We start from the raw sequence: 10747 nt of genomic DNA on the forward strand, positions 1-10747 counted from the left end.
ACCCAGTCGTTCACGGCCTCGACCGCAGCGTTGAAGTCCTGGGTCTCCTCGACGTTGCGGGCCGACTCGTTCGCGTGGCCGGTCCAGTCGACCGCGCCACCCTCGATCATCACCTGGAAGCCGTCCGGATCCTGGTTCAGCACGTTGAGCGCCGCAGTCGACATGGTCGGCAGGTCGGTGACGTCGTTCTCGGGAACATCGCCCGGAACGGCGGATTCGCCGTCGCGATTCTGTTGCAGCGTCGTTGCCACCGGGGCAAGCCCGAAGTAGCGGTCCGAGGAGACGTTGCCCGCGGCGAGGTCTGCGAACGTCTCGCTGTCATCGAAGAAGTCGAACCCGCTATCGCCCGACTCGAGCAGGTCCTGGCCCTCTTCGGAGAGGTATTCGTACTTCGCGGAGCGCTCGGTGGCGTTATCGTCGAAATCCGGGTGCCCGGCGCCGAAGATGACGTTGAGATCGCTGTCGATCATCTCGTCGGCCATCTCGTGCAGCGCGTTGCGGTCCGAGTTGTGCGCGCCCCACGCAGCCGGGGTCGCATGGCTGAACGGAACCGAGGACACGACGCCGGCGGACTTGCCGATGGAAAGTGCGCGCTCGTTGGTGTTCTCGAGCTCGTTGCCCTCGGCGTCCACGCCGATCATGCCGTTGAGCGTCTTCTGGCCCGTGGCCATCGCCGTTCCGGCGGCCGCCGAGTCGGTCACGTCGTGGTTGATGTAGTCGTTGTCGTTCCACGCCTTGACCGGGTCGTATCCGCTGTCTACCGGGTATGTCGACATCGACGACTTCTGCCACTCGTCGCTTTCGAAGACCTGCACGGCCTCACCGTCGGCCTGCTCCAACTTCTCGCCGTCGGCCTCACCCTCGACCCCGTAGCGCGATTGGCCGGTCTCGAAGATGTTGGTGTTGGCGACGTGGTTGTACCCCATGCCGTCGCCGATCATGTAGATGATGTTCTTCGGAGCCTTGCCACCGGGAAGAAGATCCTCAAGCGAGCCGAGCGACGAGCCGGACTGCTGCAGCGAGCCGATCGCGGCGGTCGACTGGGCATCGAGTGATTGGGACTGGGCAACGCCCGCACCGGCAATCCCCACGACCATGCAGGCCGAGAAGGTGACTGCCGAGAAACTGCGGACGGAGCGGCGCAACATAGACATACGTGGCTACTTTCTCCGTGGTGAACTTCGCAAGGGACTCGTGGAATCCCGGACCGCGCATGCCTCGACGGCGCGCGACCCGAAAACCATGAACCACATAAACAGCTGAGAATTAACTAGCCATGAATTCGCAGATACCTGTGCTCGTCGCACCATTTAAATCAGGATTTATTTCAGAACAGGCTGCAACAAAGGGCACAACCATCGTCCTGAGCCCCAAACGTCACACACGAATTAGTATCAACAATTTTTCTCTGGTTCACCCGCGAAGAGCAGACGCCAAAGATCAGCCCCGCTCGCGAAGTCGGTACAGCGCGCCGATCGCCTCGACCGCCGAGTCCAGCGGGGCGATCTCCCGGCGCGCGCGGCACATGGCCACTGCACCCTCCAGCACGCACAGCGATTGCTCCGCGAGCGTCGCCGCCGCGCCGTCATCCAACCCGGACTCGACCAGCCGCGCGGCCAGCGCGTCCTGCCACCCCGCGAACGCCGCCGCAGCCTGACCGTGCAGCTCGGGCAGTTCGGGATTCTCATCCACTGTCACCGCCAGCACCGGGCAGCCCGCCCGGAACCCCGTGACCTCGAGCCGCGCGCGCCAGAAATCCGCGAACGTCCGCAGCGCAGCCGACGGATCCGGCGATTCCCCGATCGTCCGCAACACCAACTCGCCGGCCTGCTCAACCGCCGCCGACAGCATCTCCGCGCGCCCACCCGGGAAGTGGTAATACACCGACCCGCGCGGCGCCCCGCTCACCGAAAGCACCCTGTCGATACTCGTCCCGGCCACGCCGTACTCGCCGAGCAACTCCGCCGCCGTGCGCACCATGCGGTCCCGGGTATTGCCGCGGCGCTTCACCACACCCGCCTCTGACGTCGGAGTTGCTTCATTTGCCATGCGCTCCACCCTACGCTTTATGCTATAAACCATAATTCGAATCGGCCGATCCGCGAATGGAGATCTTCGAAGATGACTCAATCGGTCTCGCCACTGAAGAGGGCGCTGTCGCACCCGCGCACCCTGTCGATCGCCATGAGCCTGTGGCCGCCGTTCCTCGCCTCCGGCGTGCGCGTCGAACCCTTTGCCGAGGACTTCACGTCGGTGAAGGTCCGGCTCAACCGCCGTCCGTGGAACACGAACTACGTGGGCACCGCATTCGGCGGATCCCTGTTCGCCATGTCGGATCCGTGGTGGATGTTCCTTGTCATGCAGCAACTCGGCGGCTCCTACACCGTGTGGGACACCGCGGGCGAGATCGAGTTCGTCGCGCCCGGCCGCGGCACCGTCTACGGCACCTTCGAGGCCACGCCCGAGGAGATCGACCGGATCCGCGAACAGGCCGACGGCGGCGACAAGGTGCTCACCTGGTTCTCCACAGACCTCACCGACGGCGACGGCAAGACCATCGCCCGCGTACGGAAGCAGGTCTACGTACGCCGCAAGAAGCGCTGACCACGCCGGCGCGGCACGTCCGACGTCATGCGTGATCGTTTTTAGTCTTCGTCGAGGAACACCTTGGGCATGTTCTTGATGACCCGCGGCGGGAGCACCTCCCGCGCGGCGTCCTTCGGCGCCAGCCCCTCGGTCGATTTGGCCTCACCACTGGTGAGCGGCTCGGGGCGGACCGCCGGCTTCGGCACGGTCGCGGGAAGCGTGGCGAGTGCGGAGATCTTTGACAGCCCCGCGACCTGAAGCATGTCGACGAGGATTGAGCGCATCTGCGCGAGCACCACGGTCTCGGTGATACCGCCCCCGGAGACGAGCTCGCGCTGGAGGCCGGCGGCGACCATGCGCAGCTGCCTCATCATCGTCACCTGGTCGGGCGCGTCCGGGATGCCCGCAACGTAGCGCGAGAGGTCCTCAAGGCCGTCGGCGAGGTGGTCGATGAGGTTGATGAGCTTCGGGTGGATGTCCACCGAGTCCTCCACCGACGTGGCGGCGCGGCGGGCGAGAACGCGAATATTGCGCACCCCGTTATCGAGTGGGTCGAGTACATCGGCGATGCCGTCGAGTTCGCCTTTCTTGGACAGGTGGAACGGCGAGATCGAGATGATCTCCTTGCCGCCGCCGACCTGCTCGCGCAGCGTGTCCAGGGCCGGCTGGGTATCGCGGGCCGACTGCAGCGCGTCGCCGATGCGGTCGACATCACGGCTCTCAAGACCCTCGGCTACCTCGCGCAGAATCGACGAGGACACCCCGAGCAGCGAGGCCGTCTCGCGCCGCGCCCGCCTGATGGGGTGCACGGGCAGCAGCGACATCATCGCGAGCGCGATGAGCCCACCGATGAGCGCGTCGACCATTCGCTCGTAGCCGAAGTTGCTGCCCGGGGGCAGCAGCGTCGCCACGAGTACCGCCGAGGAGGCGACCTGGCCGGAGAAGATCGCACCCTTGTCGAGGAACACCGCGATGGTCTGCCCGGCGATGACCGCGATGGCGATCTGCCACGGTCCCGAGCCGATCGCGGAGATAAGCAGATCGCCGAGACCGATGCCGATCACCGCACCGATGACGAGCTCGGCGGCGCGGCGCAGGCGCTTGCCCATGGACACGCCGAGCGCGATCGTCGCAGCGATCGGCGCGAAGAAGGGGCGCTCGTGGCCGAGCAGATCGCTGGCGATCCACCAGGCGAGAGCGGCACCGATGCCGCACTGCAGGATCGGGATCAGCGCATAGGCGACCCTCCGGACCCGGTCGCGCATCGGCGCCGGCATCCGCGCATAGAAGCCATAAGCTCCTTGGTCTACTCGCTCACGCCAGGCCGAGAGCCGAGGCGGCGTGCGGATCACACTCATGCAGCAACTCCAAGCAGCGTTCGTACTCGTCGACTTCGTCGATCTTCTGCGCTGCGCGGGCGAGCACTGCGACACAGCGGAGGAAGCCCTGGTTCGGTTCGTGGTCGAAGGGCACGGGGCCGAAGCCCTTCCACCCGTTGCGGCGCAACTGGTCGAGGCCGCGGTGGTAGCCGGTCCGCGCGAACGCGTACGCGCCGATCGTGTCGCCCGAGTCGAAGGCATCCTCGGCGAGCTTCGCCCAAGCGATCGAGGCGGTCGGGCTCTCGGCGGCGACCTTGCGCGCGTCGACGCCGGTCGCGATGCCCTCCTCGGCCTCCGGGTCTCCGGGCAGGCGGGTCGGGGGCGGTCCGAGCAAATCACCAAAAGAAGTCATGGTGACGATATTAGAGGTTCGACCGCGTCCCCCGCCGTCACACGTGGTCGGGCCCCGAATCGGGCGCGCCGTTGGACAAGCGACCAAAAAGTGAAAACTTGGTGAAGCTTTCTCCGAAGAGTGGACACGGAGATAAAGAATGGCTTTAAATGAAGGATTGTGACTGCTTACGATTCGCCCAGTAATCCCCCGTCCTCGGCTTCCGCGGGCGCGAACCGCCGCACCGTGCTCAAGGCGGGCGCCGTCGCCGCCGCAGCGACCGGCTCGGCCTTCGCGCTCGGCAAGGGCGGCATCGGCCCGTTCGCGCCCGCCGAGGCACTCGCCGAAGACGGCGCGATATTCCGGCACGGCGTGGCCTCCGGCGATCCGCTGAGCGACCGGGTGATTCTGTGGACCCGGGTGACCCCGAGTCCCGAGGCAACGCCGGGCTCCGGTGCCGGCCCCGAGGCCACGGTTCAGTGGGAGATGGCGAGCGACGCGAGCTTCGGCGCGATCGAGCGCGCGGGCTCCGTCGTCACAAATGGCGATAAAGACCACACGGTGAACGTCGACGCCGGCGGCCTCGCGCCGGACACGTGGTACTACTACCGATTCAACTGCAACGGGCAGACCTCGCCGGTGGGGCGCACCCGCACCGCGCCCGCGCCGGGGGCGAATCCGGGCCGCGCGCGCTTCGGCGTCGTGTCGTGCTCGAACTGGGAGGCCGGGTTCTTCTCCGGCTACCGGCACCTCGCCGACCGCGGCGACATCGACGCGGTGCTCGAGCTCGGCGACTACATCTACGAGTACGGCAACGGCGAATACGCGGGGCCGAACGGTAGCGTCCGCCCGCACGATCCGGCGTGGGACATCGTCTCGCTTTCGGACTATCGTCGCCGCCACGCGCAGTATCGAACCGACCCCGACCTGCAGCGGCTCCACGCGCACGTGCCGTGGATCTGTACGTGGGACGACCACGAGATCGCCAACGACGCCTGGGAGCGCGGCGCCGAGAATCACGAACCGGGGCAGGGTTCGTACGAAGATCGCAAGCGCAACGGCGCGCAGGCCTACTTCGAGTGGCTGCCGATCCGGCCCCAATCGCTTCGTGACGGCGGTCAGCTGTACCGGCGCTTCGGCTGGGGCACCCTCGCCGAGCTGTCGATGCTCGACCTGCGGTCCTATCGCTCGGAGCAGCCGAAGTTCTACGAGGGTCGGGCGATCGACGACCCCGGCCGCACGATGACCGGCGCGGCGCAGTTCGACTGGCTGACCGGCGGGTTGACCTCCTCGAGCGCGCGGTGGAACCTCGTGGGTAACTCGGTGATGATCACGCCCGTCCTGCTCCCGCCGCTCGACCCGCGCGTGACGAAGGCGCTCACCGATCTCACCGGCCTGCCCGAGGAGGGCGTGCCCTACAACGCGGACCAGTGGGACGGCTACGCAGCCGAGCGCCGCCGCCTCTTCGACACGATTGCCGACGCGGGGATCGACAACTGCGTGTTCCTCACCGGCGACATCCACACCTCGTGGGCGTGCGACCTGCCGCGCCGGGCTGCCTCGCCCGCCGAGGGGCTGGTCGGCGCCGAGTTCGTGGTCCCGTCCATCACCTCGAACAACATCGACGACATGATCGGCCTGCCGGAGGGTAACCCGCTGTCGGACGCCGCGGAGACCGCGCTGCCGGCCGCCAACCACCACATCCGCTGGGTCGACCTCGACCGGCACGGATACGGCGTGTTCGAACTGACCGATGGCTTCGCGCACATGGACTACTTCGCGGTGTTCTCGCGCGAGGACGCGGGCACGGGAACCTACCGGATGGGCGGCTGGCGCAAGCCTCATGGCAGCGGCCCGATCCAGCCGGCGGGTCCGCTGCCGTAGCGAGGACGTATTTAGGCGGCGCTGCGGCGCCGTGTACGGTGACGCAGAGTCGCTTGAAGCGCGGTCCGGCAGGCGGACGGGCGCGAAAGGGAGAACGATGCAGCCACCTCAGTCACCGAACTCCGGCCCCGGAGCGCAGGGCCACACACCGGATCCGGTCCCGGGCTTCGGCCCGCGCGACGCGTCCGCGCCCCGCGGGCTCGGCGCGGATGCGCCCGGGGGAAGCTACCCCACGATGTCTACCGGCCCCGGCGGCGCGGGCAACGGTGGCACCGGCGGCAACGGCCATGGCGGTAACGGCGGCCGGGGTGGAAGCGGCGGCAGCCTTTTCGGAGGTCTCCCCAGCAAGAAGGTGGGCATCATCATCGCCGCCGTGCTCGCGGTGATCCTTATCGTCGCCGCCCTCATCTTCTTCGTGTTCAGCGACCGCTCCCCCGAGGCGCGCGCTCAGAAGGACATCGAGTCCACGCTGCAGAACCTCTCCGAGGTGACCAGTGTCGAGGAGTTCAGCGCGCAGATCTGCGAGGAGTACCGCCCCGACACCGACGTGATGAACTCGCTGTCGGAGATCTCCAGCCAGTCCGGGGTCGACTTCGACGCACAGTTCACCGAGCAGATCCGCGGCGCCTTCCCCGCCTCGCTCGACGTCGAATCGGTCGACCTCGACGGCGACAACGCCACCGCCCACGTTACCTCTTCGGACGACGAGGGCGCGAGTACCGACGAGGACGTGAAGATGCGCGAGGAGGACGGATCCTGGCTCGTGTGCGACCCGGCCGTAGGCACCGGCGGGCTTCCCGCGGGCCAGGGCCAGTAGCGGGCTACCGCCGGCCGAAGACCCCGACGAAGAAATCGTCGTTCGGCGCGTGCAGCTCCCAGGACGAAAAACGCGCCTGCAGCTCGAGCCCGGCGGCAAAGGCTTCCTCGACGAAGTCGCTGAAATCCCAGCCCCAGTTGCTGCCGAAGCCGATGACCGCGCGCCCGTCCGGCGCGAGGTGGGCGAAGATCCCGCGTAGGCTCGCGGCGCGCTCGGCGTCGGCGAGGAAGCCCATCACGTTGCCCGCGCTGATGATCAGGTCGAACTCGATGCGGGCGCCCGCGCCGTCGACGAGCGAGAGCTCGGCGAGGTTCTGGACCTGCCACGTCGGCCCCGGATGGTCGGCGCGCGCCACGCCGATGAGGGTCGGGTCGAGATCGACGCCCCACACCTCGTGCCCGGCGCGCGAAAGATAGCCGCCGATGCGGCCGGTCCCGCAGCCCGCGTCGAGAATGCGCGCGCCGCGCGGGACCATCGCGTCCGCGAGCCGCGCCTCGCCGAAGATGTCGTTCCCCTCGGCTTCGATGCGGCGCCACCGCTCCGCGTATTCATTCGCCTTGTCGGGGTTCTCCCGCACACTTGCCAACCAGCGATTTTCCTCGGGTCCGCTCATTCCTCCATTGTTCGTGACGTCGGACGTCCCTGCAATCATGGCCCTCCGACGGCGTCAGGCCGCGAACTCGCTTTTCGCGCTCGACTTTTGTCGAGACTCCTCACCGCCCGGGCGGGCGCCGTCCGAAAGAACGGACTCGGGATCCGCACACAGCCGGTCGAGCGCGACGGCCATCGCGGCCTGCTCCTGGATTCGGCGGCCCGCAGTGGACACGCGCAGCGCGGGGGCGCGGCCGGCAACCGCGACCTCCCGGGACCCGGCGAGCACGTCGGGCAGATACTTGGGGTGGTCGGTGAAAGCCTGGCCTGCGAGGACGACGGTATCCGGGCGCAGGACGGCCGAGACCGTGCCGACGACGCGGCCGAGCGCGAGCGCACGGTCCCGCAGGATCGCACGGGCCTCGCCTGCTTCCCGCCCCTCGCCTGCGGCGAGCTCACCGAGCGCGCTGACGCTCTCCGCCGTCAGACCGTGCTTGCGCGCAGCGCGCACCAGCCCGTGATCCGACACCGTGTCGATGAGCCCCTCGCCGCGATCGTCGAGGTGCGGGACCTTCCCGAACGGCAGGTAGCGCAGGTCCGCGGGGCCCGCCGAGGGCTGGTGCACGACCCCGTCGATCGCGAGCGCCGAGCCGATGTACTCGCGGCCATAGACGAGCAGCGTCGTGCCGGAGTGCCTCTCGTGCCCCAGAAGCAGCTCCGCGGCGGCCATCGCCTCGACGTGCGGGGCCACAGCGAAGGGCACGCCGATCGTCTCGGTGAACAGCTCGCCCAGCGGCGTCCCGGCCCAGCCGAGGAGGTCGTGGTCCACGCGGCCGCCGCCGGCCACGCGGGCCGCCGTCGCGACACCTCCCGCGGCGAGCCGGCGCCCGCGGAACCCGTCGAGCAGACGGAACGCCTCCGCCGACAGGGTGTCGACTGCATCGCCCGGCGAAGCCTCGGTGGGGATCTCGCGGGCGGCAAGGACGCGGCAGCTCAGGTCGCACACGGCGACGACCGAGTTCTTCAAACCGATGTGCACCGCGATGGCGACGGGCCCATCCGGATCGAGCTCGAGCACCGCTCCGGGTCGCCCCGTCGCGCCCTGGCTCATGCGCCCGGGCTGCGGCCGAACCGCGCCTAGGTCCTGGAGGGTGGTGACGGCGCGCGCGACCGTCGCCTTGGACAGTCCGGTCACGTCGGCGACCTCGGACCGCGACACCGGACCGCGGAAGCGGATGGCGCGCAGCACCTGCGCAGCGCTGACGTCGGACACCCGAAACGTCGGGGCGCTCGTGGGTAAGGGAGTTTGATCGGTCACGAGCCAAACTTTAGCACCGCAATAGACAGATCTGTCTACTTCTTCGGCAACTTCCGCTCACGCTGATTCGAAGGGTGGATCGGGCCTGCCGGCGGACACAAACATGTTCGTTCATCGCCCACTCCCGACGAAAGCACCCAACGACACCATGACCTCCCTACTCACCGCGCCGCCCGCAGCCCCGGCCACCGAAGGCTCCCCCGCTCCGGCGTCGAGCTCGGCCTCCCCGCCCGCGAGACGCCGTCGACGAATACCCACCGGCCCCGGCCTGCTGCGGCGGCTGTCGCCGGTCGCGATCATCATCGTCTGGCAGCTCGCCTCGTTCTTCGGCCTCCTCCCCGAGCGCATCCTCCCGGCGCCGCAGCTCATCGCCGAAGCCGGCTGGGAACTCACGCGGGGCGGCCAGCTCGGCGAAGCCCTGCTCATTTCCACCAGCCGCGTCCTCCAGGGGCTCGCGCTCGGCATCGCCACCGGCCTCGTCGCCGGCGTGATCGTCGGCAGTTCGCGGATCGCCGATTACCTCCTCGACCCGCCTCTACAAATGATCAGGGCGCTGCCGCACCTCGGCCTCATTCCCTTGTTCATCCTGTGGTTCGGCATCGGCGAAGTACCGAAGGTACTGCTCATCGCGCTCGGCGTGTTCTTCCCCATCTACCTCACGATCGCCGCGGGCATCCGCCAGATCGACCCGAAATTGCTCGAGGTCGCGCGGGTGTTCCGGTTCTCCCGGCGCCAGCGCCTCACCGACGTCATCCTCCCCTCGGTTGCACCCCAGGCACTCGTCGGCCTCCGGCAATCCCTCGCGATCGCCTGGCTCACCCTCATCGTCGCCGAGCAGCTTAACGCGACGAGCGGACTCGGCTATCTCATCATGAACGCCCGCGGCTTCCTGCAGGTCGACGTCATCCTCGTGGGTCTCGTCGTGTACGCGATCCTCGGCGTCACCACCGACGCGCTCGTCCGCGCGCTCGAGCGCCGCGCGCTGCGCCATTACCACTAGCCCGTTCCAACCCAGCGAGGAATTCCGCCATGACCCTCACCGCACACTCCCACTCGCCCACCCTCGACACCGCCGACTCGGGCGCCGCCGCACGCCTGGAGGACGTCACCCGCAGCTTCGGCGCGACGCCCGTGCTGCGCGGCCTAGACCTGCGCATCGGCGCGGGCGAGATCGTCTCGCTCATCGGCCGCAGCGGTAGCGGCAAGTCCACCGCCCTCCGCCTGCTTGCAGGTTTGGACGATGACGCCGGAGGACGCATCCTCCTATCCGGCAACCCCTCCGTGGTCTTTCAGTCCCCCAGCCTCCTGCCGTGGCGCACCGTGGCCGGCAATGTCGTGCACGGCCTCAACCAGATCGACATCTCGCCCGCAGCGAAAGCCGAGCGGGTCGCGGGCACCCTCGCCGAGGTCGGCCTCGGCAAGCACTCGGGCGCCTACCCCGGGGAGCTCTCCGGCGGCCAAGCGCAGCGCGCCTCGCTCGCCCGCGCCCTCGTCGGGGCGCCGGAATTGTTGCTCCTCGACGAGCCGTTCAGCGCACTCGACGCGATCACGCGGCACACGATGCACGGGCTACTACTTTCGTTGTGGCGCCACCACGGCTTCGGCATCCTGCTCGTCACCCACGATGTCGACGAGGCCGTCGCGCTCTCCGACCGAGTGGACGTGCTCGTCGACGGGCGCGTCGCTCATTCCGAGCGCATCGAGTTCTCGCGCGCCGAGGAGCCCGACCCCCGCCACAAGGCCGGCCTCCTCGAGCACCTGGGAGTGCAGGCATGAGCCATTCCCGCACTCATCCCCGCACACGACACAACTCCCGCGCCCTGGCACTTCTCGCAGCGCTG

At 68.4% G+C, this 10747-nt stretch carries 11 protein-coding genes; 5 read left to right on the top strand and 6 right to left on the bottom strand.

The features are described 5' to 3' along the window. On the bottom strand, positions 1-1154 hold a 1154-nt coding region (locus K8V11_RS10060), incomplete at its 3' end, for an alkaline phosphatase (protein ID WP_303913539.1). Between the two features lie 286 nt (positions 1155-1440). Beyond that, entirely contained in the window at positions 1441-2049 is a 609-nt protein-coding gene (locus tag K8V11_RS10065; protein WP_303913542.1) for a TetR/AcrR family transcriptional regulator, read from the bottom strand. Between the two features lie 72 nt (positions 2050-2121). On the opposite strand from K8V11_RS10065, the gene K8V11_RS10070 reads away from it, so the two are divergent. After that, complete coding sequence (locus K8V11_RS10070; protein WP_303913547.1) at positions 2122-2604, top strand: DUF4442 domain-containing protein; 483 nt, start codon at positions 2122-2124, stop codon at positions 2602-2604. Between the two features lie 41 nt (positions 2605-2645). Here the strand turns inward: K8V11_RS10070 and K8V11_RS10075 are convergent, their stop codons facing one another. Next, on the bottom strand, positions 2646-3863 hold the full coding sequence (locus tag K8V11_RS10075; protein WP_303913550.1) for an aromatic acid exporter family protein: 1218 nt from the start codon (positions 3861-3863) through the stop codon (positions 2646-2648). Between the two features lie 37 nt (positions 3864-3900). Beyond that, positions 3901-4317, bottom strand: a complete 417-nt coding sequence (locus K8V11_RS10080) for a DUF3151 domain-containing protein (protein ID WP_303913551.1) — start codon at positions 4315-4317, stop codon at positions 3901-3903. A gap of 159 nt (positions 4318-4476) precedes the next feature. Between K8V11_RS10080 and K8V11_RS10085 the strand changes: the two genes are divergently transcribed. Next, on the top strand, positions 4477-6180 hold the full coding sequence (locus K8V11_RS10085; protein WP_303913553.1) for an alkaline phosphatase: 1704 nt from the start codon (positions 4477-4479) through the stop codon (positions 6178-6180). Positions 6181-6277: 97 nt separating this feature from the next. Next, complete coding sequence (locus tag K8V11_RS10090) at positions 6278-6997, top strand: hypothetical protein (protein ID WP_303913554.1); 720 nt, start codon at positions 6278-6280, stop codon at positions 6995-6997. A gap of 4 nt (positions 6998-7001) precedes the next feature. On the opposite strand, the gene K8V11_RS10095 is transcribed toward K8V11_RS10090, so the two are convergent. Both K8V11_RS10095 and K8V11_RS10100 read right to left on the bottom strand, forming a co-directional pair. Continuing rightward, on the bottom strand, positions 7002-7610 hold the full coding sequence (locus tag K8V11_RS10095; RefSeq protein WP_303913556.1) for a bifunctional 2-polyprenyl-6-hydroxyphenol methylase/3-demethylubiquinol 3-O-methyltransferase UbiG: 609 nt from the start codon (positions 7608-7610) through the stop codon (positions 7002-7004). A 54-nt stretch (positions 7611-7664) separates the two neighbouring features. Further along, positions 7665-8906 (bottom strand): ROK family transcriptional regulator, encoded by a 1242-nt coding sequence (locus tag K8V11_RS10100; RefSeq protein ID WP_303913558.1) that lies wholly within the window; start codon positions 8904-8906, stop codon positions 7665-7667. Between the two features lie 148 nt (positions 8907-9054). Between K8V11_RS10100 and K8V11_RS10105 the strand changes: the two genes are divergently transcribed. Together K8V11_RS10105 and K8V11_RS10110 are read left to right on the top strand one after the other, a co-directional pair. After that, entirely contained in the window at positions 9055-9906 is an 852-nt protein-coding gene (locus K8V11_RS10105) for an ABC transporter permease (RefSeq protein ID WP_303913562.1), read from the top strand. A 29-nt stretch (positions 9907-9935) separates the two neighbouring features. Continuing rightward, entirely contained in the window at positions 9936-10682 is a 747-nt protein-coding gene (locus K8V11_RS10110) for an ABC transporter ATP-binding protein (protein WP_303913560.1), read from the top strand. The last annotated feature ends 65 nt before the right edge of the window (positions 10683-10747 follow it).

The sequence above is a fragment of the Dietzia timorensis genome, assembly GCF_020742175.1.
GTDB lineage: Bacteria > Actinomycetota > Actinomycetes > Mycobacteriales > Mycobacteriaceae > Dietzia > Dietzia timorensis_A.

What these genes read in the sequence shown, in the direction of transcription:
- K8V11_RS10065 (WP_303913542.1), bottom strand. Translation starts at nt 2,049, where the DNA reads ATGGCAAATGAAGCAACTCCGACGTCAGAGGCGGGTGTGGTGAAGCGC.
- K8V11_RS10070 (WP_303913547.1), top strand. Translation starts at nt 2,122, where the DNA reads ATGACTCAATCGGTCTCGCCACTGAAGAGGGCGCTGTCGCACCCGCGC.
- K8V11_RS10075 (WP_303913550.1), bottom strand. Translation starts at nt 3,863, where the DNA reads ATGCCGGCGCCGATGCGCGACCGGGTCCGGAGGGTCGCCTATGCGCTG.
- K8V11_RS10080 (WP_303913551.1), bottom strand. Translation starts at nt 4,317, where the DNA reads ATGACTTCTTTTGGTGATTTGCTCGGACCGCCCCCGACCCGCCTGCCC.
- K8V11_RS10090 (WP_303913554.1), top strand. Translation starts at nt 6,278, where the DNA reads ATGCAGCCACCTCAGTCACCGAACTCCGGCCCCGGAGCGCAGGGCCAC.
- K8V11_RS10095 (WP_303913556.1), bottom strand. Translation starts at nt 7,610, where the DNA reads ATGAGCGGACCCGAGGAAAATCGCTGGTTGGCAAGTGTGCGGGAGAAC.
- K8V11_RS10105 (WP_303913562.1), top strand. Translation starts at nt 9,055, where the DNA reads ATGACCTCCCTACTCACCGCGCCGCCCGCAGCCCCGGCCACCGAAGGC.
- K8V11_RS10110 (WP_303913560.1), top strand. Translation starts at nt 9,936, where the DNA reads ATGACCCTCACCGCACACTCCCACTCGCCCACCCTCGACACCGCCGAC.